Annotated in this window: 21 protein-coding genes; 14 read left to right on the top strand and 7 right to left on the bottom strand. The window is 69.6% G+C overall.

Features of this window, described 5'->3' with window-relative positions:
- The first annotated feature begins 84 nt into the window (after positions 1-84).
- From VGV60_18120 to VGV60_18100, 5 genes are all read left to right on the top strand, one after another.
- Positions 85-1,509 carry an IS481 family transposase gene (locus tag VGV60_18120; GenBank protein HEV8703191.1) on the top strand — a complete coding sequence of 475 codons (1,425 nt, stop codon included), beginning with the start codon at positions 85-87 and terminating at the stop codon, positions 1,507-1,509.
- Entirely contained in the window at positions 1,506-1,982 is a 477-nt protein-coding gene (locus tag VGV60_18115) for a hypothetical protein (protein HEV8703190.1), read from the top strand. The genes VGV60_18120 and VGV60_18115 overlap by 4 nt, the downstream gene beginning before the upstream one ends.
- Entirely contained in the window at positions 1,979-2,392 is a 414-nt protein-coding gene (locus tag VGV60_18110) for a helix-turn-helix domain-containing protein (protein HEV8703189.1), read from the top strand. The genes VGV60_18115 and VGV60_18110 overlap by 4 nt, the downstream gene beginning before the upstream one ends.
- A gap of 200 nt (positions 2,393-2,592) precedes the next feature.
- Positions 2,593-3,576, top strand: coding sequence for a DDE-type integrase/transposase/recombinase (locus VGV60_18105; protein HEV8703188.1), 984 nt, complete (start codon positions 2,593-2,595; stop codon positions 3,574-3,576).
- Positions 3,577-4,165: 589 nt separating this feature from the next.
- Positions 4,166-4,924 (top strand): HEAT repeat domain-containing protein, encoded by a 759-nt coding sequence (locus VGV60_18100; protein ID HEV8703187.1) that lies wholly within the window; start codon positions 4,166-4,168, stop codon positions 4,922-4,924.
- Positions 4,925-5,636: 712 nt separating this feature from the next.
- Here the strand turns inward: VGV60_18100 and VGV60_18095 are convergent.
- Positions 5,637-5,807: a hypothetical protein gene (locus VGV60_18095; protein HEV8703186.1), complete on the bottom strand. Its 171-nt coding sequence runs from the start codon at positions 5,805-5,807 to the stop codon at positions 5,637-5,639.
- Between the two features lie 276 nt (positions 5,808-6,083).
- Here VGV60_18095 and VGV60_18090 point away from each other — a divergent pair, with 276 nt between their 5' ends.
- The 8 genes from VGV60_18090 to VGV60_18055 all read left to right on the top strand — a co-directional run bounded on the left by VGV60_18090 (position 6,084) and on the right by VGV60_18055 (position 16,858).
- Positions 6,084-7,448, top strand: a complete 1,365-nt coding sequence (locus VGV60_18090; GenBank protein ID HEV8703185.1) for a glycoside hydrolase family 47 protein — start codon at positions 6,084-6,086, stop codon at positions 7,446-7,448.
- A gap of 379 nt (positions 7,449-7,827) precedes the next feature.
- Positions 7,828-8,709, top strand: a complete 882-nt coding sequence (hisG, locus tag VGV60_18085; GenBank protein HEV8703184.1) for an ATP phosphoribosyltransferase — start codon at positions 7,828-7,830, stop codon at positions 8,707-8,709.
- The gene (locus tag VGV60_18080) at positions 8,706-9,839 is read left to right on the top strand and encodes a histidinol-phosphate transaminase (GenBank protein ID HEV8703183.1); all 1,134 of its coding nucleotides are present in this window, start codon (positions 8,706-8,708) and stop codon (positions 9,837-9,839) included. The genes hisG and VGV60_18080 overlap by 4 nt, the downstream gene beginning before the upstream one ends.
- The gene (hisB, locus tag VGV60_18075) at positions 9,836-10,432 is read left to right on the top strand and encodes an imidazoleglycerol-phosphate dehydratase HisB (protein HEV8703182.1); all 597 of its coding nucleotides are present in this window, start codon (positions 9,836-9,838) and stop codon (positions 10,430-10,432) included. The genes VGV60_18080 and hisB overlap by 4 nt, the downstream gene beginning before the upstream one ends.
- Entirely contained in the window at positions 10,429-11,877 is a 1,449-nt protein-coding gene (gene hisF / locus VGV60_18070) for an imidazole glycerol phosphate synthase subunit HisF (GenBank protein ID HEV8703181.1), read from the top strand. Before hisB ends, hisF begins: the two co-directional genes overlap by 4 nt.
- Positions 11,878-11,905: 28 nt before the next feature.
- The gene (hisE, locus tag VGV60_18065) at positions 11,906-13,192 is read left to right on the top strand and encodes a phosphoribosyl-ATP diphosphatase (protein HEV8703180.1); all 1,287 of its coding nucleotides are present in this window, start codon (positions 11,906-11,908) and stop codon (positions 13,190-13,192) included.
- A complete protein-coding gene (hisD, locus tag VGV60_18060; GenBank protein ID HEV8703179.1) occupies positions 13,189-15,132 on the top strand; it encodes a histidinol dehydrogenase in 1,944 nt (647 codons plus the stop codon). Before hisE ends, hisD begins: the two co-directional genes overlap by 4 nt.
- Positions 15,133-15,355: 223 nt before the next feature.
- Positions 15,356-16,858 carry a trypsin-like peptidase domain-containing protein gene (locus VGV60_18055; protein HEV8703178.1) on the top strand — a complete coding sequence of 501 codons (1,503 nt, stop codon included), beginning with the start codon at positions 15,356-15,358 and terminating at the stop codon, positions 16,856-16,858.
- Between the two features lie 250 nt (positions 16,859-17,108).
- Here VGV60_18055 and VGV60_18050 read toward each other — a convergent pair whose 3' ends face one another.
- Both VGV60_18050 and VGV60_18045 read right to left on the bottom strand, forming a co-directional pair.
- Positions 17,109-17,486 carry a hypothetical protein gene (locus VGV60_18050; GenBank protein ID HEV8703177.1) on the bottom strand — a complete coding sequence of 126 codons (378 nt, stop codon included), beginning with the start codon at positions 17,484-17,486 and terminating at the stop codon, positions 17,109-17,111.
- 69 nt (positions 17,487-17,555) lie between these two features.
- Entirely contained in the window at positions 17,556-18,179 is a 624-nt protein-coding gene (locus VGV60_18045; protein HEV8703176.1) for a hypothetical protein, read from the bottom strand.
- A gap of 221 nt (positions 18,180-18,400) precedes the next feature.
- Between VGV60_18045 and VGV60_18040 the strand changes: the two genes are divergently transcribed.
- Positions 18,401-18,805 carry a helix-turn-helix domain-containing protein gene (locus VGV60_18040; protein HEV8703175.1) on the top strand — a complete coding sequence of 135 codons (405 nt, stop codon included), beginning with the start codon at positions 18,401-18,403 and terminating at the stop codon, positions 18,803-18,805.
- Positions 18,806-18,835: 30 nt separating this feature from the next.
- Here VGV60_18040 and VGV60_18035 read toward each other — a convergent pair whose 3' ends face one another.
- From VGV60_18035 to VGV60_18020, 4 genes are all read right to left on the bottom strand, one after another.
- The gene (locus tag VGV60_18035; GenBank protein ID HEV8703174.1) at positions 18,836-19,441 is read right to left on the bottom strand and encodes a hypothetical protein; all 606 of its coding nucleotides are present in this window, start codon (positions 19,439-19,441) and stop codon (positions 18,836-18,838) included.
- A 237-nt stretch (positions 19,442-19,678) separates the two neighbouring features.
- A complete protein-coding gene (locus VGV60_18030; GenBank protein HEV8703173.1) occupies positions 19,679-20,281 on the bottom strand; it encodes a class D sortase in 603 nt (200 codons plus the stop codon).
- 72 nt (positions 20,282-20,353) lie between these two features.
- The gene (locus tag VGV60_18025; protein HEV8703172.1) at positions 20,354-20,680 is read right to left on the bottom strand and encodes a hypothetical protein; all 327 of its coding nucleotides are present in this window, start codon (positions 20,678-20,680) and stop codon (positions 20,354-20,356) included.
- Positions 20,681-20,866: 186 nt separating this feature from the next.
- Positions 20,867-22,615, bottom strand: a complete 1,749-nt coding sequence (locus tag VGV60_18020) for an amidohydrolase (GenBank protein ID HEV8703171.1) — start codon at positions 22,613-22,615, stop codon at positions 20,867-20,869.
- Positions 22,616-22,622: the final 7 nt, after the last annotated feature.

Raw genomic sequence — 22,622 nt, 5'->3', positions numbered from 1 at the left:
AAATTCGTCTTTCATTTAAGAGATAAATCGGTGGAGTAATTCCTGCTTCCTGGAGCGGCCGGAGGCCGCGAACGGGAGGACGGGATGTGGGAGCGGAACGATGGAGAGTCCGACGAGGTCGAGGTGCGCCCGGAGGAGTTGGCGTCGCAGACTGGGGACGAAGAAGAGCGTCGAGCACCGCGGTTGTTCGGTGAGCCGGGAACCGGGATCACGACACGGGAGGTGGTGATGCCGGCGATCGAGGGGCCGGAGGACGAGGTGCCCGTGTCGGAAGCTGAGACGGAAGAGGAGCCGGCGCCACCGATCCTGACGGGGCGGAGAAAGGGAGGACCGCTACGGCGTGTGGTGGAGGAGGAGCCTCAGCCGGGCGTGGAAGGGGTGTCCTTGAGTGGCGAGCAGCGGTTGTTGATCCTGGATGCCTGGGGGAGGTCGGAGCTGACGGCCGGGGCGTTCGGGAAGATCGCGGGTGTGTCGGCGCACACGTTGTACGCCTGGAAGAAGCGCTTCGAGCTCCTGGGGCCGGCGGGGCTGGACGAGAAGCGGCGGGGAGCGCCTGCGGGGAGCCGGATGCCGGAGGCGACGAAGCGTGCGATCCTGATGATGAAGAGGCAGCACGAGGAGTGGGGGTGCGATCGGATCCACGACATGCTGTTGCGCTCGGAGGGGTTCGCGGCGAGTTCAGGGGCGGTGGCGCGGGTGCTGCGGGAGGCCGGGTACGAGAGCGAGGAGCGAGCGACGGAGCGGCACCCGGACAAGCCGCGGGAGTTCGAGCGGGCGAGGCCGAACCAGCTGTGGCAATCGGATCTGTTCACGTTCCTTTTGAAGCGGGAGGGACGGCGGTTGTACCTGGTGGGGTTCATGGACGACCACAGCCGGTACATCGTGGGGTATGGGCTGTACGGGTCGTCGTCGGGGGGCCTGGTGCGGGAGGTGTTGGAGGCGGCGATCGCGAACTACGGGGCGCCGGAGGAGGTGTTGACGGACCAGGGGCCGCAGTATCACACGTGGCGTGGGACGAGCGAGTTCGCGCGGCTGTGCGCGCGTCGGGGGATCCGGCAGCTCTTGGCCCGGGCGCGGCACCCGCAGACCTTGGGGAAGATCGAGCGGTTCTGGGGGACGCTGTGGCGGGAGTGCGTGGAGAAGGCGGTGTTCCAAGGCCTGGACGATGCACGCCGGCGGATCGGGTTGTACATCGACTACTACAACTTCCAGAGGACGCACCAGGGCCTGGAGGGGCTGGTGCCGGCGGACCGGTACTTCTCGGCGGCGCCGCAGGTTCTGGAGACGCTGAAGAAGCGAGTCGAGGCGAACGCCCTGGACGTGGCGCGTCACGGGACGCCGCGGCAGAGCGTGTACCTGACCGGGCGTGTGGGAGAAGCAGGGATCACGCTGCACGGGGAGGGTGGGAAGCTGGTGGTGCAGACGACGGAAGGTGGCCGGCAGGAGGTGGACCTGACGGCGCCGGGCCGGAGAGCGCCGGTTGTGGAGGGCGAGGGAGGTGAGGCATGAGCACGAAGGGGATACGGCCACAAGCGCGGCCGTTGACAGGAGACGCGGGGCCGAAGCGCAGCGCGGCATTGATCCTGGAGGTGCTGGCGGGGCTGCGGACGCCGACGGAGGCCTCGGAGGCTTTGGGGGTCTCGGCGATGCGGTACTACGTGCTGGAGCGGCGGGCGCTGGAGGGGATGGTGCAGGCGCTTCAGCCGCGGCCGAAGGGAAAGAGACGGCGGCCCGAGGACGCGCTGCAAGAGGCGGGGCGGGAGAAGGCGAGGCTGCAGCGGGAGATGGGGCGGTTGCAGGCGCTGGTGCGTGCGGCGCAGCGGACGATGGGGCTGCCGCCCCCGCCGTCGCGGGACAAGGGGAAGGGAGACAAGCGCCGGCGGCGCCGGCCGCAAGTGAGGGCGGTGAAGGCGATGGCCTTGTTGCGGGCGCCGGCACCGGAGTCGGGACCGACAGCGGCCGCACCAGAGTCGAACCGATGAGCCGGCCGCCCGAAGGCGTGGGGCACGTGGATCGATTGGAGGGGCCGGAGGACCTCAAGCGCCGGCTGCGGGTTCTCCTGGACACTCTGTCCGGCCGGGTGAGCGTGGCGCAGGCGTGCGAAGAGCTTGGAGTCAGTGAGTCGCGGCTGCACGAGCTCAGGCGGGAGGCTCTGGAGGGTGCGCTGGGGGCGTTGATGCCGAAGCCGGCTGGGCGGCCGGCGACGGCGGAGACCAGGACCGCGCGGGAGAAAGAACTGGAAGGTCGCATCCAGGAGCTGGAAGTGGATCTGCAGGCGGCGCTGGTGCGCACCGAGTTGGCGCTGGCGATGCCGGAGCTGTTCCGGAGTAAAAAAAACTCCCGGCGCCGGAAGAAGCCAACAGGGCCTGCAGCGCCTGGCAGCGGCGGTTGAGGCGGCACGTCGGACGACTGGAGAGCATCGTGCAGGACCAGACGGAGAGTCGGCGGGATCGCCGGCGGCGCGGGCCGAGGCGTCAGCGGCGAGCGCGCCAGGCGGAGCGCACCGCGCGGCGTTCCGCCGTCGCGTTCGCTCGCTGGCTGGAGTGCCATGGCGAGACCCGGTCGGCCAGCGCCCGCCGCCTGGCCCTGTCGTTGTCGGCGCTCTCGCGCTGGATGCGTCGCTGGAAAGAGGACCGCATGACGTTGAGGCCGCGCGGCCGGCCGGTCGAGGACCTCGACCGCGAGACCCGCGCGGACATCCTGGGGGTCTTCTCGCTGATGGGGCCGCACGCCAGCCTGGCGGCCCTGCGGGACCTGTTCCCCCAGGTAGCCCGGGCCGAACTCGACCATCTCCTCGAGCGTTGCCGGTCGGTGTACCGGCGACGCAGGCGGTGGCTCGTTCATACCCTGCGCTGGACCCGTCCCGGCACGGTGTGGGCCATGGACTTCACCGAACCGCCCGCGCCGATCGACGGACAGTATCGCTATCTGCTTCTGGTGCGTGACCTGGCCAGCGGCCGGCAGATGCTGGCCATGCCGTGCGAGGGCGAGGGCGCCCGGGTCGTCGTGGACGCGTTGCGCATGCTCTTCGAGCACGAGGGCCGGCCCCTGGTGATCAAGATGGACAACGGATCCGCCTTCCTCTCGTGGGAGGTCGGGACGTTGCTCCGGGAACACCGCGTGTTCGCCCTGTTCTCTCCTCCGGGCACGCCGGCCTACAACGGGAGTGTCGAGGCCGGTATCGGCTCGCTCGAGGTGCGCGCCTTCTACCAGTCGGCGCGACACGACCGGACCGGGCAATGGACCTGCGATGATGTCGCCGCTGCGCGTCGCCAGGCGAACGACACGGCACACCCTTGGGGACTGGGCGGCCCCACGCCCGAGGCGGCGTGGGAAGCCCGCACTCCCATCACCGAAAACGATGCACGGCTGTTCCGCTCGGCGTATGATCACCACAGAGAACGCGAATGCGCCGAGCGCCAGATCCCTTCATGGAAGCTTCGTTCACACTGGCTCCGGGCGTCCATCGACCGCGTCGCCCTCAGCCGTGCCTTGATCGAACGCGGTTATCTACTCATCCGAAGCAGGCGCGTTACTCCACCGATTACGCTCCATTATGCGGGACGAATATCATGAGGGGCACAATATGGCCGAGCATGGTAAGAGGGGCGAAGGGCCTGGCGAAGAGGGAGATCGACAAAGCGAGGCTGTCGAGAGATCAATCCAAATTGACTATCGTAATGATCAGGACGATCAATGTGGTGGATCGGCTGACCAAGCATTAATGGGTGGTCAAGGTCAAACATCTCAGTTTAGGTCGTTCGAGGGTTTCGCACACGGTCTTGGGGCCTGGATGGCGGCTGGTGAAGCAGAGTGGCGATCCCGGCATCCGAATGAACGCAAAGTAACCGGTAAATAGTTAAAGGCCGATCGTGTCTAGAATGGATGAATGGCCTTGCGTAACTTGGTCAGGATCAGCACGACAAGCAAGAAGGAGGATCGATGATGAAGCTTCTCAACAAATTCAGCGTGAAGGTGCCGTTGCCTCACGGCAGAGATGTGGGGGTGTCTAGAAACTCGGTTTCTGTCGATGCGTCCTAGGTGGGCACCAGCATTGTTGTTTGGTGCTCTCACCGTGGCTCCCTGCTTCTATGGTGTGTGGGTCAACCGGTGCTCCGAGGAGAAGGGTAAGTTAATCTCGGAGGGCCAAGAGACCGATCATGCCATGAGACTGGACGAAGACGACCCGGCGGTATGGGAGGACGTAAGAGCGTTTCAGAAAGCACAGACGCCAGGATCAACGAGGAAGGCGCTGAGACTCCTCGATGAGAAGCTCCAGAATTGGGATTCTCATCCTGCAGGCCTCATAACGTCGATCTTGGACGTGGTTGGTGAGCACCGCATTAACGCGGGGCGAACACACCTGGTCAGGTTTCTGTACATTGACGACCGCCTGAAGGGCGCAAATTTCATCAAAGACACGGCCTGTCTTGCTCTTGGGGAGCTTGGAGGTGCAGGTGCTTTTCAAGAGCTTCAGAAGCTTGCACGTCAAAGCTCAGATGAGCCTTTAGCATCCATTGCGACAGCGCTGGGTGCTTTAGGTGACCCGAGGTCAATTCCCCTTTTAGAAGACCTTGCGATGCGCCCCGATGCGCAGTTGCGAGCACGGGCACTTTCATCCCTTGCAAAGTATTGTAGTCCGACATCCCAGGATGAAGTAATCAGAGCCATGATGGACCAGGACGACGATGTCCGTAATGGCGCGGTATTCTGGTTATCTAGGTGCGGAGGAACTCGAGATGCTCAGGTGTTGATGGATCGCCTAGAGGACCCTGACCCACTAGTGCGTATGAATGCAGTGAAGGGTCTAATTCGGATCGGTACGTCGATCGCTTGCAAGAAACTCAATGATCTTGTTCAGGATCCCGATCTGAGCGTCCGGGAGATCGCTGCGGATTATGCTCGGATCTGTGGCCCCCATTAGATCGGTGGGCTGCTGTCCATGCTCGCCAAGCGGGACTTATGCCGACGTGGCCCTCCGCGCGGAGCGCTCCGGGACCACGCGGCATAAGGCGCGCTTGGGCGAGACGCGGACCCCGCGGCAACGCCCGCGCCGGCCGCACTTCTCTTCGCTGATCTGATCTCCTCGACAACCTGATCCGTGCGGCCGTCACGGTCGTTGCGTGCGGGGCGCAGCGAGCATGATGCACTGCCCCCCTTGCGCGGCCTTCGGCCCGCCCCCCGGCGGGCCGCCGGGGGGCTCGCGCTCAACCGCGCGCCGCACCGGCGAACAAGATCAACTACTCATCGAAGGAAAGAGCAACGGCGTCGTCATCGAGGCGAGTTCGAGACGTCGGGCGCCGAGCCCCCCAGCGGCCCGCTGGGGGGCGTGCCGCAGGCCGGCGCCAGGGGGGAACTGCAAAGACGCCGCTGCGACCCGGACGCACGGGCCGTGACGGTCGCGCGGCGCGGCGATGGGAGCGTTCACTTCTTTAACGGTGGAGTGCGGCCGGCGCGGCCTGTGCCCCGGGGGCCGCGTCGGATAACGCCTGTTCCGTACGACGCGCGCTACGGTCTGTGTGGCGCGCGGCGCTCGACCCTGGCCCGGAGCGAGGAGCGGAGGGCCAGGGTTACGGATCGCGGCGTTATCGGATGCGGCGAGCAGCAACCCTATTGTCTCTGCGTCCGGTCAGTCATCACGGGGCAAAGAGCTTCTGAAGGCGCGTGGTGAGAGCTGGCGGTCGTCGCGACAGGGCCGCGTTCCTGATGACCTTTATAGTGACCATGCCGCCGGCGTCGAGACTGTCATCGGTGTGCTGTTCAACCTCGCCGATAGCCATGCCGGCCCGCGTGGGCACGTTGTCCAAGCGTACCGCGTCTTCAATCGTTGCGACGAGCGGTGGTGTCAGGCCACGTTCAAAGACACCAAAGTCCTGGCGCTCGGTGCTATCGATCTCAACGATGCCAAGTAGGAAGACACAGTGGGTCCCTCGAAGGAGGGAGCCACGGCATGCCGTCCTTGAGACTACCGATGAGACGATTGCGAGAGATCCTCAGACTCAAGTACGACTGCGGGCTCCCACCGCGCCATCGACTGGGCTCTGTTGTATCGTGGGCGGCGGGTGGGACCGAGGGACGGTCGCATGCGTCGTCTGGCGATGCTTGGAGTCGTGGCGCTCAGCGGCTGCACGGCCGCGCCGACCGGCACGGCGGCTCGGGAATGGCGGGGCGCGGAGCGGAAGGCCATGGCCGGCCGCGTGCGGGAAGAGTTCCGCCACGCGTGGGAGGGCTACAAGCGGTACGCCTGGGGCCACGACGAGCTGAAACCCCTGAGCCGGGAGGCGCATGACTGGTATTCCCGGCCGCTCCTGATCACGCCGGTGGACGCTCTCGACACGCTGCTGCTCCTCGGTGACAGGGAGGAGGCCGAGCGCACCAGGGCGTACATCGTGGAGAACCTCTCCTTCGACAAGGACATCTCGGTCAAGAACTTCGAGATCACCATCCGGGTCCTCGGCGGGCTGCTGTCCGCCAGCCAGATGATGAGCGACCCCCGCCTGCTGGCGCTCGCCGACGACCTGGGTCGCCGTCTCCTGCCGGTCTTCGATTCGCCGACGGGCATGCCCTACGTGTACGTGAACCTCAAGACGGGGGAAACGAGCGGCGCCGAGAGCAACCCCGCGGAAATCGGTACCCTCCTGCTGGAGTTCGGCACCCTGGCCCGGCTCACCGGCAAGAGTGTCTATTACGACAAGGCGAAGCATGCGCTGACCCGGCTGTTCGAACGCCGATCCCCGATCGGCCTGGTGGGGGAGGTGATCGACGTCGAGTCGGGTCGCTGGGTCAGCCCCTCGAGCCACGTCGGCGCGCGCATCGACTCCTACTACGAATATCTCCTGAAGTGCTGGCGGCTGTTCGACGACGAGGAGTGCGGCCGGATGTGGCGAGAGAGCATCGCGGCTCTGAACCGGCACGTCGCGGACGAGACGCCCACAGGACTCTGGTACGGACCGGTCGACATGACGTCCGGCCGGCGCACGGCCAGAGAATTCGGCGCGCTCGAGGCGTTCTTCCCGGCCGTCCTGGCCCTCGCCGGCGACCTCGATCGGGCGCGGCGGCTGCAGGACTCCGCCTTCAGCATGTGGAGCGCGGCGGGTGTGGAGCCGGACGGCTTCGACTACGTCGCCATGCGCGCGACCCACCCGGCGTACCCGTTGCGCCCCGAGATCGTCGAATCGGCCTGGTCCCTGCACCGGGCCACGGGCGATCCGCGCTACCTCGACATGGGCCGGGTCTTCTTCGACGCCATCGTGACGCACTGCCGGACCGAGGCCGGCTATGCGGTCCTCGAGGACGTCAACACGAAAAGGCAGGGCGACCTGATGCCGAGCTATTTTCTCGCCGAGACGCTCAAGTATTTCCACCTGCTCTTCGCGCCGCAGGACGACATCGACCCCGAGAAAGTCGTCTTCACGACCGAGGCGCATCCGCTGCGCCGGACCTGGTGACCTCCGGCGGTGTCCCGCTGGCCGTCCGGAAAGGCCCCGGACCGCAAGTCGGGCCGCAAGTCCCGGACCGCAAGTCCTGGTTGACTTCCCGTCAACCTCGCCGTACTCTCCCTCGGCCATGACACGAGTGACGGCGCGTGCCGCAATCCGGAACAGGTTTCATCACGGTCATCGCCACGCCCATCGGTGCGTCCGCGCACCGAGGGAGATGACCGGCCGCCACTCACGGTAGTCCTCCCTCCCGCCCGGACGCATACACAACACCCCGTCAAGATCACACCTCCGATCGCCCGCTGACCTTTCTCAGCCGGCCGGACCCGAATCGAGTGGCGCCACGTCCGGCCCCGGCACGGCCGATGGATGAAGCACGATGCCACCGATGCTCAGATTGGCCCTTCCGAAGGGAAGGATCACCGACGAAGTCGTCAAGCTCCTCGCCGCCGCCGGCCTCCCGGTCCGCAGCAACGGGCGATCGTACCGCCCGCAGGTCGCCGAGACGGGAATCGAGGCGAAGTACCTGAAGCCCCAGAACATTCCGAGGCTCATCGAGATCGGGGCGCACGACTGCGGCTTCACCGGCCACGACTGGGTCGTGGAGAGCGGCGCCGACGTGGTCCAGGTGCTCGACACCGGCCTCGACCCGGTGACCCTGGTCGCGGCGGTCCCCGAGACGGGCGCCGCCGAGGCGCTCGCGCCGGCCGGATTGCGACCCGGCGAGGCGCCCCCCGGCCGTCCGCTCATCGTCGCGTCGGAGTACGAGACGATCACGCGCCGGTACCTCGACGGGCGGGGCGTGCCCTGCGTGTTCATCCGCACCTTCGGCGCGACGGAGGTCTTTCCTCCCGAGGACGCCGACATGATCCTCGACCTCGTCGCGACCGGCACGACCCTGCGCGAGAACCACCTCGTCGTGGTGGACGAGGTCCTGAAATCGTCCACCCGCTTCGTCGCGTCGCGCGCCGCGCTGGACGACGGGGCGAAGGCGGAGCGCATCGAGATGCTCCGGACCATGATGCAGGCGGCGCTCGAGGGGCGGCGGCGCGTCCTTTTGGAGATGAACGTGGCGCGCGACAGGCTGGCGGCGGTCGTGGACGTGCTGCCGGCGATGAAGTCGCCGACCATCCAGGAGCTCTACGGCGGCCAGGGGTACGCCGTGAAGGCGGCGGTGCCGCGCGACGGGCTGCCGGGCGTGATCCTGCGCCTGCGGCAGGCCGGCGCGACCGATCTCATCGCCTGCGCCCTCGAGAAGGTGATCCCGTGAGCGGGCGCCGCCGGGAGAAGGATCCCGTGAGCCCCCCCGATCCGACGCCCGACGTGGCGCGCCTGAAGCCCTACACGGTGCCGGCCGCGGGGCGGCAGGAATTCCTGCGGCTCGACTTCAACGAGAGCCTGCTCGGGCCTTCCCCCCGGGTGCTCGAGCGGCTTCGCCGCATCGCGATCGAGGACATCTCCCTCTACCCGGACGAGACCGAGGCGCGCGCCGCGGTGGCGGGCCATTTCGGTCTCGACCGGCGGTCGGAGCTCGAACTCGTCCTGACCTCCGGAGTCGACGAAGGGATCCGCCTCGTGTGCGACTGTTTCGTGCGGGCCGGAGACAAGGTGGTCCTCGTCGATCCGGGCTACGCGATGCATCGGTTCTACGCGACGCTCGCCGGAGCGGACATCGTGAGCGTGGACTGCAACCAGGACCTGTCGTTCCCGGCGGCTCGGCTTCGGGCGGCGGCCGCCGGCTGCCGGCTCGTCATCGTGGGGAATCCGCACAATCCGACCGGCGCGCCGGCTCCCGCGGGGTTCGTCGAGGAGCTGGCGGCGGCCTGCCCCGAGGCCATCGTCCTCGCCGACGAGGCGTACGCCGAGTTCGCCGGCCACTCGTCGGTCGCCGCGCTCGGCCGCCTGCCGAACCTGATCGTCGCCCGGACGTTTTCCAAGGCCTACGGCCTCGCCGGGCTGCGCGCCGGCGTCCTCCTGGGGGACCGGGCGACGCTGCGCTGGGTGGCGCGCATGCGATCGCCTTACGCGGTCAACTCCATCGCCCTGCTGGCCCTGACGGCGGCGCTCGAGGACGAGGCCTGGATGACGCGCTACGCCGCCGAGGTGCGCGCCGCGCGGGGGGACCTCGAGGCGGCGCTGCGCGCGCTCGACATCCCGACCTATCCGAGCGCCGCCAATTTTCTCGTGGCGCGCTTCGGAGAGCGGGCGCCCGCCATCCGCGAAGCGCTGCGGTCCCGCGGTGTCCTGGTGCGGGATCGGAGCGATCATCCGCTCCTGCGCGGCACGCTGCGCATCGGGGTCGGGACGCGGGAGCAGGTCGGCGCGTTCCTGGCGGCCCTCGCCCCCGCGCTGGCCGAGGCGAGGGAGACCGCCGGAGCAGGCGGGGAGGAGGCGCGATGAGAAGACGCACCGCCCGCCTGCGCCGCACGACGAAGGAGACCGACATCCGTCTCGCCCTGGCGATCGAGGGACGCGGCCGCGTCCGGGTCCGGACCGGCATCGGCTTCTTCGACCACATGCTGACGGCGCTGGCGCTGCACGGCGGGCTCGATCTCGAGGTCGAGGCGCGGGGGGACCTGCACGTCGACCAGCACCACCTGGTGGAGGACTGCGGCATCGTGCTCGGGCAGGCCCTGCGCCGGGCGCTGGGGGACCGCAAGGGGATCGAGAGGACGGGGTACTTCGCCTTCCCGATGGAGGAGTCGCTGGCCCTGGCGGCGCTCGACCTCGGCGGCCGGCCGTCCCTCGTCCTGAGGGCCCGCTTCCGGCGCGTCCGGGTGGGCGATCTCGAGACCGACACCATCCCGGAATTCCTGCGCGGGCTGACGCGCGGCCTGATGGCCGACCTGCACGTCGTCCTGCCGTACGGATGGAACGATCATCACAAGGCCGAGGCGATCTTCAAGGCGGTCGGCAAGTCGGTGAAGCTGGCCGCGAGCCGGGACGGCCGCTATCGCGGCCTCGTCCCGAGCACGAAGGGGAGGCTCGAATGATCGGGGTGGTGGACTATGGCGCGGGCAACCTGAGAAATGTCCAGGCGGCGCTCGATCGTCTCGAGGCCCCGTGGAGGCCGGTTGCCGGTCCGGCCGATCTCGAGGGGGTGGCGCGGCTGATCCTGCCGGGGGTCGGGCGGTTCGGGCCCGCCGCGCGGCGCCTCCGGGAGACGGGGCTCGCCGGGCCCTTGCGCGAATTCGCCCTCTCCGGGCGGCCGTTCCTGGGCATCTGCCTCGGGATGCACCTGCTGTTCGAGGCGAGCGACGAGGATCCGGACGATGCGGGCCTCGGCCTCCTGCCGGGTCGCGTGCGGCGCCTTGCGATGCGGCCGCTGCCGCACATCGGCTGGGCGGCGGTCGCGCCCCTCCTCCGGGGGCCCGGGACGCTCTTCGAAGAGATGCCGGAGCGCTTCGACGCCTATTTCGCGCACACCTACGCCGTGACGCCGGACGACGAACGCGCCGCCGCCCTGACCCTGGGGCCCGCGCCGTTCGCGGCCGCGGTCGCCCGCGGCGCGACCTGGGGCGCGCAATTCCATCCCGAGAAGAGCTCGGAGTGCGGCCGCCGGATCCTGGCCCGCTTCGCGGCCCTGGCCCCTGCCCGCAGCGGAGCGCCGGTCACGGCACGAGACATCGCGGCGACCGGCGCCACGGCGCGCTCCGCTCTCGCGGGACATCCGACCGCCGGCGGCCGGCTTCGCCGGGTCATTCCCTGCCTCGACATCAAGAATGGACGCGTCGTGAAGGGGGTCAAGTTCCGGGATCTGAGGGACGCCGGCGATCCGGTCGAGAGGGCAGGCGCGTACGATCGGGACGGGGCCGACGAGGTCTGCCTGCTCGACGTGTCGGCATCGCAGGAGGAGCGCTGGCCGCTCCTGGATCTCGTCGGACGGGTGGCCGCGCGACTGACGGTGCCGTTCACGGTCGGCGGCGGCATCCGCACGGTCGAGGAGATGCGCGCGCTGCTCCTGGCCGGCGCCGATCGGGTGTCGATCGGCACGGCCGCCTGGGAGGATCCAGCGTTGATCGCGCGGGCGGCCGCCGCCTTCGGCAGCCAGTTCGTCGTCGTGTCGATCGATGCCCGCCGCCGGAACGCCGGCTTCGAAGCCACCACCCACGGCGGGCGGCGCGGCACAGGCATGGACGCCGTCCAGTGGGCCCGCGAGGCGGAGCGCCTGGGGGCGGGGGAGATCCTCCTGAACGCCATGGACGCGGACGGGACGCGGGGGGGCTACGATACGGATCTGACGCGCCGGGTGGCCCGCGCCGTGCGCCTTCCGGTCATCGCCTCGGGGGGCGCCGGCACGCCCCTCGACATGGCTCGTGTCCTTCGGGAGGGAGAAGCCGACGCGGCGCTCGCGGCCTCCATGTTCCACGACGGGAGCGTGTCGATCAGGCATGCGAAGGAGGCCCTGCGTCTCGCCGGCGTCAGGGTGCGGCTGTGAGATCGACCGCCCGGGCGCGAGCCAGACCATGATCATCCCGAGCATCGACCTGATGGGGGGGCGCGCGGTGCAGCTGCGCCGCGGCACGGAGCGCCTCCTCGAGTCGTCCGAGGACCCGCTCGACCTGGCCCGGCGTTTCGCCTTCCATGGCGAGGTCGCGGTCGTCGATCTCGACGCCGCGTTCGGTCGCGACGACAACCGCGAGCTGGTGCGGCGCCTGTGCCGCGCCGCCCCCTGCCGCGTCGGCGGGGGGGTCCGACGCGAAGCGGACGTCGTCGACCTGATCAAGGCGGGGGCCACCCGCGTCATCCTCGGGACGGCGGCCGAACCCGGATTCCTGCAGCGCTTCCCGCCCGACTGGCTGATGGTGGCGCTCGACGCGCGCCAGGGCCGCACGGTCGACCAGGGATGGCGGCGCGACACGGGAGAGACCCCGTGCGATCGGGCGCGGCGCCTGGAGGCCTACTGCTCCGGGTTCCTGTTCACCCAGGTGGAGGTCGAGGGGACGCTCGAGGGAACGCCCCTCGATCCCGTGCGCGAGCTGCAGAGGTCGACCTCCCTCCCGCTGACCGTGGCCGGGGGAGTGAGGGACATCGAGGACGTGCGGGGGCTGCATCGCCTGGGCGTCGACGTGCAGGTCGGCATGGCGCTGTACACGGGGCGCCTCGATCTCGACGAGGCGACGGCGAGCCTGCCGGACTGGACGCGCGGTCCGCTCCCGACCATCGCCCGCGACCAGGACGGAAGCGTCCTGATGCTGGCCTGGAGCACGGTGGAGTCGCTGCGCGCCGCGCTCGCCGAGAGACGGGGGGTCTACCACTCCCGGTCGCGCCGGGCGCTGTGGCGCAAAGGGGAGACCTCCGGCCACACGCAGGAGCTCCTGCGAGTGCGCTACGACTGCGACGCCGACGCCCTGCTCTTCACCGTGCGGCAGACGGGTCCGGCCTGCCACTCCGGCCGGCCGACCTGCTTCGGCGAGGGAGCGGGCTTCGACATCCGGGCGCTGCGCCGCATCGTCGCCTCGCGCCACGTCCTCGGGTCGCGCCTCGCCGCCGGGTCGCGCCGCGCGGCCGGGGATGCGGGCCGCGAGCCGGCCGGCGCCTCGCCCGGCTCCTACACGGCGCGGCTGCTTGCCGATCCGGGGCTGCTGCGGGCCAAGGTGCGCGAGGAGGCGGACGAGGTCGCCTCCGCGTCCGACCGGGGAAACCTCGTCTGGGAGCTGGCCGATCTCTTCTATCACGCCACCGTGCTGATGGAGGCGGAGGGGATCGGGCTCGACGAGGTCGAGGCGGAGCTGCGGGGACGGCACCGATGAGGGAGGCGCCCGACCGGGCCGTGGCGCGGATTCTCGAGCAGGTGCGCCTCGAGGGGGACGCGGCCCTGCGCCGCCTGACGCGCCGGTTCGACGGCGCCGGCCGCGCGTCGATCGAAGTCTCCGCCGCCGAACGGCGCCGGGGCGCTCGAAGCGTGGATGCGGCGACCCGGGCGGCGCTGCGGCTGGCGGCGCGCCGGATCGCCGCCTTCGCCCGCATGCAGAAGCGTTCCCTCCGCCCCTTCCGGCACCGGGAAAAGGGGATCAACTTGGAGCAACGTCTCGTGCCGATCGACAGCGTCGGGGTGTACGTGCCCGGCGGCCGGCATCCCCTCTGCTCGACCGTCCTGATGGGGGCCGTGCCGGCGCGCGTCGCCGGCTGCCGCCGCGTGGTCCTCTGCACGCCGCCGGGTCGGGACGGCCTCCCGGCCCCGGAGATCCTGGCGGCGGCGGAGGTGGCCGGCGTGGACCGGGTGTTCGCCGTCGGCGGAGCGCAGGCGATCGCCGCCATGGCGTTCGGCACCCGCACCGTCCCAACGGTCGACCTGATCGTCGGTCCCGGCAACCGCTACGTCGCCGCCGCCAAGCGCCTGGTGGCCGGCCGGGTCGGGATCGATTTCCATGCCGGCCCTAGCGAGCTCCTGGTGATCGCGGACAGGACGGCCGACCCCGACTGGGCGGCGTCCGACCTCCTGGCTCAGGCGGAGCACGACCCGGATGCGCGTCTCTGGCTGGTCGTCCTGGGGGCTGGCGTGGCCGGCAGGTTCCTGCGCGCGATCCGCCGGCTGACCCGCCTCCTGCCGGCCGGCAGCCCGAACCGGGATGCGGCGACCGCGGCCCTCCGGAACCTGCGCGTGCGCTCGTGCCGGTCGATCGAGGAGGCCTGCCGCCAGGCGGACCGCGTCGCCCCGGAGCACCTGTCGATCCAGACCGCCTCGCCGCGGCGGCTCGTGCCGCTGCTGCACAACTACGGCTCCCTCTTCCTGGGGGGATTCTCGGCCGTGGCCTTCGGCGACTACGTCGCCGGACCGAACCACATCCTGCCGACGGCGGGAGGGGCCCGCGCGACCGGCGGCCTGTCCGTCCTGCGCTTTCTCAGGGTGACGACCGTGCAGCAGGTCTCCGCCTCCGGGGCCCGGCGCCTGGCGCCGGCGGCGCGCCACCTCGCCCGGCTGGAGGGACTGGAGGCGCACCGCCGGTCGGTCGAGGCGCGCGACGGCGGAGCGCGTCGGGGTCCGGGCGCCGGCAGGGAGGCCGCCGCGCGCGCCGTCCTGTTCGACTTCAACGGCGTGCTGGTGGACGACGAGACGTACCACTGGCGCGCCTTCCGGCAGGTGGTGTGGCAATACGGAATCGCTTTGCCCCGCGCCCGCTACAACGCGCGCTATCTGGTCTTCGACGACCGCACGGCGCTCGAAGCCATCCTGAAGGACGCGGGGCGGACGAACCTTCCCCTGACGAGGCTGTTGCGCGAGAAACGGGGCGCCTACCGCCGCCTGGCGGCAGGGGTCCGCATCGGCGCGCGCGCCGTGCGGCTGGTGCGCGAGGTGGCCCGCCGCGTCCCGGTGGCCATCGTCTCGGGGGCGACCCGGATCGAGATCCGCGCGGTCCTGCGTCGGGCCCGCCTGGAAGGCGCATTCCGCGTGATCGTGGCGGCGGAGGATGTCAGGCGGCCCAAGCCAGCCCCCGACGGCTACCGGCTCGCCCTGCGCCGGCTGGGACTGCCCCGCGGGGGTGGCTGCGTGGCGATCGAGGACTCTCCCGGGGGGATACAGGCGGCGCGGGCCGCCGGTCTCGCGGTCATCGGCGTCGCGACGACCTTTCAGGCGCGCGCGCTCCGCCGCGCCGGCGCCAGGAGGGCGGTATCGCGGATTGATCAACTGACGCCTCAAGAATTGCTCCAGGGGGTCTTGACAAGGGGGGATGGGCCTGGAGTAAGGTGACGACCATTCCATCGAAGAGGTGCCCTGTGCCGCCAGGTCATCTGTTTTCGATCCGCCATTCCGCGCGATCCAAGCTGCGCATCATTCCCTCGTCGTCGAGGCCTCATCAAAACAGTGCCTGCGGCGCTTCCAGCATCGGATCCACGGGACCCGCCCGGTGCCGGGCCCGCAGTCCGTTCTCCCACCCCAACGAGGTCCCCACCCACTGAAAGGAGTGTGCCAGATGGCAAACGCAACCGGTGCGACACGACGGTACGTAGGCCTCTCGCTCCTGTCCCTGCTGGTCGCCGTATTCGTGGCCGTCGCCTGGACCTCACCGGTGACCGCCGGCCCGTACGCCGAAGCCCCCATGCGATACGTGACCGAGGGCTTCACCGCCGAGGAGCACCTGCAGCAGCAGGCCGAGCTGAGCCGACGGCTGGGCGCCGAGCTCCCCGCGGCCGCGATGGACCGGGAGCTCCGGATTCGCCTCACCCCGGATGAGGTCGCCGCGATCGAAAGGGATGCGCGGGCTTCGGTGCCGCTCAAGATCGGCCTGGTGAAGGCTCTCGCCCCGGGACTCGAGCTGTACGGACTGAGCCGCGGACCGCAGGATCGGCAGCCCGGCCGCGGGACGAGCGGGCTGGCGCAGCGGACGTCGGACGGCGGATACGCCTGGGCGGCGTTGGTGACGGCCGAGGGTGCGGGGGCAATCCGCCTGCACATCGAGGACATGTCCCTTCCCCGCGGCGCCGAGCTCTACTTCTACAGCCGCGACGGCCAGGCGTTCGGACCCTACACAGACACCGGCCGAAACGGCACGGGGGAATTCTGGACCGAGACCATCTTCGCGACCGAGGCCATCCTGCAGCTTCGCGTCGCGGGTCCTTCGGCCGAGCGTTCCCTGCGCGACGTCACCTTCCGGGTCGTCGAGGCCGGCCTGATCACGCCGTCCTTCGCCGGCAGCCTCGACATCACCCCCCAGGCGCCGCCCCCTCCGGGCTGGCCCTGCGGCAACGCCGCCTGCATCGTCGATGCGACCTGCGTCAATACAGCCCCCGCTCCCGACCTGAAGCTCGCCGTCGCCAAGATGGAGTGGATCCAGGGTGCCTTCATCTACACCTGCACGGGTGGCCTGATCAACGACCTCAACCCGTCCCAGGACAACTTCTTCCTGACCGCCAACCACTGCGTCAGCAAGAACAGCAACGCGCAAAACGTCAACTTCTATTGGAGGTTCGCCACCTCGTCCTGCAATGCCACGAGCTGCCCGAGCAACTCCGGCTGGCCGTACCAGACGAGCGGGTCGACCGTCTCGAAGACCGGCCGGAAGGGGGACTTCAGCTTGCTGCACCTGAACGCGGCCCCACCGTCGGGCTCCGTGGTGCTGGGCTACAACACCACACCCGTGGCCAACAGCAACGGGATCCATCTCTACCGGGTCAGCAACCCGAACTTCGGTCCCCAGGTCTACTCGCAGCACGACGTGGACACATCGGCGCCGACCTGCTCCGGCTGGCCGCGCGGCGAGCGCATCTACAGCCGCGACATCACGGGCGCGATCGATGGCGGCAGCAGCGGCTCGCCGATCGCCAATTCTACGGGTCAGATCGTGGGGCAGCTCAGCGGGACGTGCGGCCTCAACCCCAGCCAGGTCTGCTCGAGCGGTCCGGGCGAAGACAACGCCACCGTGGACGGCGCGTTCGCCTTCTACTTCTCGCTCGTGCAACCGATCCTCGCCCCATAGGCCGAGGAGCGCGGGCGGAACCGCAGTCAGCGCGGTTCCCGGTTTGACGACAGACCCCCCGGCCCCGCGATCGCGGGGCCGGGGTTTTTTTCGGCTGGAATCGGGCCTCCTGAGTTCCCCCGGTCCCGGAGGTGGTCATGCCGTTCGCCTCGCACAGCCGGCTCGCCGCGCTCGGCGCCCTCCTGGCGAGGCGATGAGCCGCTACTATCCGACAAGGCGCGCCGTCGGGTTCGCAGGGCTCAGTGGGAAGCTAGAGTTTCTTGACGTCGTGAACGGTCAGGCCGTTGATGCCGCCCTTGCTGGCGGGCTCGCCCTTGATCTCGACGTTCGATCCCGCCAGCATCCGGGCCTTGCCGTACGCTGACCCGTCGGCATGGTCGGCGAACAGGACGTAGATCTTGCCATCGGATCCGAGCAGGCCGATCGGCTGCCCCTGCTCGGCACACTTCAGGGCGCACTTCTGATGATCCGGGCCCCGGCCGCCATGGGCGACGTAACAAGCCAGGTCGAGGATTTCGCCCCCAAGAGTGACGTCGGCTGCGGCGCCCCCGTGGGCGCGCACGATGATCGAAGCATCGTGCAGCGAAGCCGTCGCAACAACGACGAAAATCGGGATCCATCTCCGCATGATTTGAGTCTCCGTCGTTTCTCGAGATCCGGATAGGGCGCGCCACGCCCGTTCGAGGAGGCGAGTGGATCAGTTCAGAGTCCGGTTCATCACCAGATAGAAAGCTGCCTTCCCCGCAGCCGGCTGCGTCAGGCCATCGGTGAATGTGGTCCCGCTGTCGGCCCCTCCGTCCGGGGCGAGGGTTTGGGTGCCGGCACCGGCAAAGAGCGCGTTGTCGCTGCGCACGACCTGGTAGTGTCCGCTTCCGCCGGACCAGGTCAGGGTCAGGATGCCGCCGGAATGGGCCGCTGCGAGGTCGATGAGCCCGGTCACCGTCACGGTGCCCGTCATGGCGAGCAGGCAGTGCGGCGTGCAGTGGTAGGGAATGGTCATGGGGGGCTCAATGAACTGCCGCGCAGGGGTCACGACTCCGGCGCCAAGCGGAAAATCCCACCGCCCGTCGGTCACCCCGCAGGTCGGCCCGCTGGTCGAGGTGTGCGACCCCAGGCCGATGTTCTGCCAGCGCACGTAATCCCCCTGCTCCACGACCGGGTTTGCCGGGACGAACGCCAGCGCGGCATTGACGACCGAGGTGACCACGCGGGGGGCGGCGATGTCCACCCCCGGCTCCACGGCGCGCGCAGGCAGGGCGGAAAGCAGCGAGACGAGCCCGAGGATCAGCCAGACCACGGGCCGGCGGCAAAGGTGACTCACGCGATCCTCCGTTTTCGGGGCCGGCGTCCTGCGCCCCAAGGCTTCTGTTATACGACGGAGGGAGCTTCCCGGCAACAGGAAACCGCCAGGGGGGCTGGGCCGATGCAATCCTGTTTCATAAATTTATTGACAATTATTCCTCCGTCGGGTAGGGTCGAGCCATGTGGAACCCGGCTCCTCGTCTGGTGATCGATGCTGCCCAGCGGCGGACATTGCGGAGAATGGCCCGATCACGTGACCTGTCCAGACGGGTCGTCACCCGGGCCCGCATCGTGCTCGCGTCAGCCGAGGGAATCTCGAACCGGAAGGTGGGGCGACGCCTGCGCGTCTCGCGTCCCACGGTGATCCAATGGCGCGCGCGCTTCAAGGCTGGGGGCGCGGAGACGCTCCTGCACGAGGCCCCGCGCCGGGGCCGCCCCCACCGCATCCCCCCGGGGCTGGTGGACTCGATCGTCAGAGCGACCCGCGAGACGATCCCCCAGCCGGCGGGCCGCTGGAGTGTCCGGACCATGGCCGCCGCGTATGGTCTGAGCCCATCGACCGTGCGGCGCATCTGGAAGGGCCACGGCCTCCTGCCGCATATCGAGGCGTTCTTCGGGGCGATGGAAGCCCAGGATGCGCCCTAAGCGGGTGTCGGCCAGGCGACTCGGGGACGATCAGGGGCACCCCTCGAACAGCTGCAGGGGAAGCCCGCTCGGGACCGAATCAGGCAGGCGATCGCAGAAGTCCAGAACGCGCGCGTCGAACAGCCCGTCGCGAACGAACTCCACCAAATCACCGAGCTCGTCGTCGCTCAGCCGGATCGGCTTCTGCAGCGAGGGGTCGATGCCGGCCTGCAGGATCCCCTTGAACGGGCCGGGGTGGAGATCGGACGGCAGATTGTTGGCCGCCGGATCGTAGCGGCGGAGCGAGCGATCGAGGTCCAGGTGGTGCGCGATCGCCGCCTCCAGGCTTCCGAAGGCCCCGTTGTGGAAGAAGCCCGGGGAGACCTTCAGGTTGCGCAGGGGGGCCGTGCGGAACATGTAGCGCAGCGCCGGGTCCCCCTCCGTCTGCATGAAGCCGAAGTCCTCGTTCTCCTCAGGCCCGTCGAAGATGACGTTGCCGCTCCCGACCCCGAACGCGGGGGCGACCTGCGGTCCGCCGATGCGGTGGGGCCGGAAGTCGCTGAACATCTCGTTCGCCGGGCCGGCGACCGCGTGGCAGGAGACGCACCCCGCCTTACCGAAGAACAGGAGCGCGCCGCGCTTCTGCCCGGACGTCATGGCAGTGACCTCCCCGCGCGCGTAGCGATCGAGAGGGGCGTCGGCCGCGGTCAGGCCTGTCTGGAACTCGGCGATCGCCAGCCGGATGTGGCACCTCGCACGCTCAGAAAGGGTCGGTTTCCGATCGGGTTCGATGCGCGGGAATATACGCTGCCCGCGGAGGGGTGGCAAGGGTCATGCGCGCGGCTGTCATGCGCGCTGCCCTGCCGAATACTCGGCCGGGCTCCTGCCGTCCGGTCAATGGCTCCGGGTAGGGACGGCCTGCCGCGCGCGGACGATGAACCGGCCCGGCGCGGGGCCGACGTACTGGAAGGGGAAACAGGTGATCAGCGTGAGGGTGGGGCCGTCGGACGCCGCCAGGACCTCCCCCCTCTCGGGACCGACCACCGTCCTGGAGACCACCTGGTATTCGAACTGGCCATCGGGTGTCGTTATCCGGACCTGGTCACCCGGGTGCACGTCCCTCAGGTGGGAGAAGAACGTGTCCCGGTGGCCGGCGAGAGCGACGTTGCCCGGCTCGCCCGGGTACGCCGTCCCGGATACGTGGCCGATCGCCCGCCTGAGGGTGCGCGACCGGGTCCCCTCGGCGACGATGGCGTCGATGCCGAGCCTCGGGATCGCGATCCGGCCGACGAGCCCGCTCTTCCGTGCCTGGGAGCGCGTGGCGGCGGCGATGTCCCCGGGCAGCGATGCAGGCACGTCGCGGGACGCGGAGCCGAGAAGGGAATCCAGACGGCGCCCCTGCAGCGTCTGGTACAGACCGGCATCGAGCCACGACCAGGCGCAGAATCCCAGGAAGCCGATGGCGATTCCGCCAAGAATTCGCTCGAGCCAGCGCATGGGAGGCCGTCCGGGATGAGGAAGCTCCGCGGCGCCGTGCACGGCGCCGCGGAACCCCCGGCCACGGGCCCCTCAGTGGGGGCTGCGGAGCCGGTAAGCGCGCAGGGCCGAAACGGCCCCGAGGGCCAGAACACCGATCGCGAACGCGAGCGGCAGAGGGCTCGCCGTCGCGGGCAGGGACTCGTGCGTCTCTGCCCCGGCTGCGGTCGAGGGCTGGGGTGCCATGCCCTCCTGCTGCGCGGGAGCGTCCTGGTACATCGGATCCCCCGTCGACGAACCCGATTGGGCACTGGGCGCTACTTCCTGAAGGGGAGTTTCGGAATCGGCCTGGGCCAGAATCACGCTCCCGGCCAGGGCGAACATGCACACAATCAGAAGAGACAGCAGCGTGCGGATCATGCGTCTCCCTCCTTTCTTGGATAGAAGGCGGGATGTCTGACCTTCATCAGATACACGACAGTTCTCTAGCAATTGGAATGCCAGTAGCAGGCGCGGGGTATTCCCAAGCGGTTGGCGAGAAAAGAACACGTCCCGAGGTGACGATCGTCTGCCAGGGTGGACACGGACGATGGCGCGGATCGACCCCTACCGGGATCGAGCGGCGGCGTCGCGGAGCTCAGGGCGCTCGTAGACCACTTTGCCACCGACGATGGTGAAGTCGATCCCGGCGCGCGGGATTTCGGAGGGCGGAATCGTCCTCAGGTCCTTCGAGAAGACCGTCAGGTCGGCCCAGTACCCGGGGGCGATCATCCCCTTGTGCTCCTCCTCGTAGGCCGCGTAGGCCGCCCCCTGGGTGTAGGCGCGGAGCGCTTCGTCCATCGTCATGAGCTGCTCGGGGTGCCAGCCCCCCTCGGGCATGTTCTTCAGGTCCTGCCGCGTGACCGCGCTGTGCAGCCCGATGAGCGGCTGCTCGGGGTCGACCGGGAAGTCGGATCCGGCGGCGAGGACCGCGCCGGAGTCGATCACCCAGCGCCAGGCGTAGAGACCGAGGCCGCGCGTCTTGCCGACGCGATCCTCGGCCCAGGGCATGTCGCTGGTGGCGTGGCTCGGCTGCATCGAGGCGATGATACCCAAGGCCTTGAGGCGCGGCACGTCCTCCCGCCTGACGCACTGGAGGTGCTCGATCCGCGGCCGCGGATCGTGCGGGCGGACGGCGGCAAGCGCCCTTTCGTAAACGTCGATCGTCAAGCGGATGCCGCGGTCCCCGATGGCGTGCGTGCACACCTGATATCCGTGGCGCATGGCCAGCGTGGCGCGCCTCTCGATCTCCTCCGCCGGCGTCACCAGGAGGCCGCGGTTGCCCCGGTCGTCCGCGTAGTCCTCCTCGAAGACCGCCCCCCGCGATCCCATCGCGCCGTCGATCATCAGCTTGACCGCCCGCAGCGTCAGCCGGTTCCGGTAGTTGATGAACGGCGGCTGCTCGACCAGAGGCTCGAGCGCGACGTCGTTGAAGCCGCCCCACATGAGATAGACCCGGAGCGGCAGCTCCGAGGCGTCGGCCAGCTCGCGATAGGCCTCGACCTCCACGGTCCCGACGCCGGCGTCGTGAATCTCCGTCAGGCCGGACTCGGCGCAGCGCCGGAGCGCGCGGGTGATCGATTCCTTGACCTGCGCGCGCGTTGGATCCGGGCGCGCCTCTTCGATGGCCTCCTGGGCGTTGTCGACGAACACGCCGGTCGGCCGGCCCCGGCCGTCGCGCACGATCCGCCCGCCCGGCGGATCTTTGGATGTGGAGCCGACGCCGGCCGCCTCCATCGCCTTGAGGTTCGCCCAGCCGGCATGCCCGTCCACCCGGGTCAGCCAGACGGGACGGCCGGGCGCGGCCCCGGTGAGCGGCCCGTGATCCGGAAACTGCTTCCCGGGCCAGAGGTTCTGATCCCAGCCGTGGCCGGTGATCCAGGCGCCCGGCGGCAGCGACCGATCGCGCTCCCGGACCAGACGCACGACGTCCGCGATGCTCGCCACGCCGTGCAGGTCGAGGGTGGCCAGCTGCTCCCCCAGCGAGCGCACGTGCGCGTGCGCGTCGGTGAGGCCGGGGGCGACCAGGGCGCCGCGCAGATCGATGCGCCGGGTCTGCGGCCCCGCCAGGCGGAGGATGTCGTCGGTGGGGCCGGCCGCCACGATCTCCTCGCCGCGCACCGCCACCGCCTGCGCCTCGGGACGGGCGGGATCGAGCGTCATCACCGAGCCGCCGTAGAGAACCAGGTCGGCGGGCATCTCAGCTCTCCGGGCGGAGCAGGCGAAGGACAGCACGGTCGCAAGGAGCGCTGCCAGCAGCGAGCGCGCCACGGACGCGAGCGCCCTGCCGGATGTCGACACTCGACCGCGGTCCATCGTTCGC

This window comes from Candidatus Polarisedimenticolia bacterium (assembly GCA_036001465.1).
Classification (GTDB): Bacteria; Acidobacteriota; Polarisedimenticolia; order Gp22-AA2; family Gp22-AA2; genus Gp22-AA3.
The sequence above is the reverse complement of the archived record's forward strand: the minus strand, read 5'-3'. Positions and strand labels throughout refer to the sequence as shown.

What these genes read in the sequence shown, in the direction of transcription:
- VGV60_18050 (HEV8703177.1), bottom strand. Translation starts at nt 17,486, where the DNA reads ATGCGGAGATGGATCCCGATTTTCGTCGTTGTTGCGACGGCTTCGCTG.
- VGV60_18120 (HEV8703191.1), top strand. Translation starts at nt 85, where the DNA reads ATGTGGGAGCGGAACGATGGAGAGTCCGACGAGGTCGAGGTGCGCCCG.
- VGV60_18055 (HEV8703178.1), top strand. Translation starts at nt 15,356, where the DNA reads ATGGCAAACGCAACCGGTGCGACACGACGGTACGTAGGCCTCTCGCTC.
- VGV60_18035 (HEV8703174.1), bottom strand. Translation starts at nt 19,441, where the DNA reads ATGACGTCCGGGCAGAAGCGCGGCGCGCTCCTGTTCTTCGGTAAGGCG.
- VGV60_18110 (HEV8703189.1), top strand. Translation starts at nt 1,979, where the DNA reads ATGAGCCGGCCGCCCGAAGGCGTGGGGCACGTGGATCGATTGGAGGGG.
- hisB (HEV8703182.1), top strand. Translation starts at nt 9,836, where the DNA reads ATGAGAAGACGCACCGCCCGCCTGCGCCGCACGACGAAGGAGACCGAC.
- VGV60_18115 (HEV8703190.1), top strand. Translation starts at nt 1,506, where the DNA reads ATGAGCACGAAGGGGATACGGCCACAAGCGCGGCCGTTGACAGGAGAC.
- hisE (HEV8703180.1), top strand. Translation starts at nt 11,906, where the DNA reads ATGATCATCCCGAGCATCGACCTGATGGGGGGGCGCGCGGTGCAGCTG.
- VGV60_18040 (HEV8703175.1), top strand. Translation starts at nt 18,401, where the DNA reads ATGGCCCGATCACGTGACCTGTCCAGACGGGTCGTCACCCGGGCCCGC.
- hisG (HEV8703184.1), top strand. Translation starts at nt 7,828, where the DNA reads ATGCTCAGATTGGCCCTTCCGAAGGGAAGGATCACCGACGAAGTCGTC.
- hisF (HEV8703181.1), top strand. Translation starts at nt 10,429, where the DNA reads ATGATCGGGGTGGTGGACTATGGCGCGGGCAACCTGAGAAATGTCCAG.
- VGV60_18090 (HEV8703185.1), top strand. Translation starts at nt 6,084, where the DNA reads ATGCGTCGTCTGGCGATGCTTGGAGTCGTGGCGCTCAGCGGCTGCACG.
- VGV60_18020 (HEV8703171.1), bottom strand. Translation starts at nt 22,615, where the DNA reads ATGGACCGCGGTCGAGTGTCGACATCCGGCAGGGCGCTCGCGTCCGTG.
- VGV60_18100 (HEV8703187.1), top strand. Translation starts at nt 4,166, where the DNA reads ATGAGACTGGACGAAGACGACCCGGCGGTATGGGAGGACGTAAGAGCG.
- hisD (HEV8703179.1), top strand. Translation starts at nt 13,189, where the DNA reads ATGAGGGAGGCGCCCGACCGGGCCGTGGCGCGGATTCTCGAGCAGGTG.
- VGV60_18025 (HEV8703172.1), bottom strand. Translation starts at nt 20,680, where the DNA reads ATGATCCGCACGCTGCTGTCTCTTCTGATTGTGTGCATGTTCGCCCTG.
- VGV60_18030 (HEV8703173.1), bottom strand. Translation starts at nt 20,281, where the DNA reads ATGCGCTGGCTCGAGCGAATTCTTGGCGGAATCGCCATCGGCTTCCTG.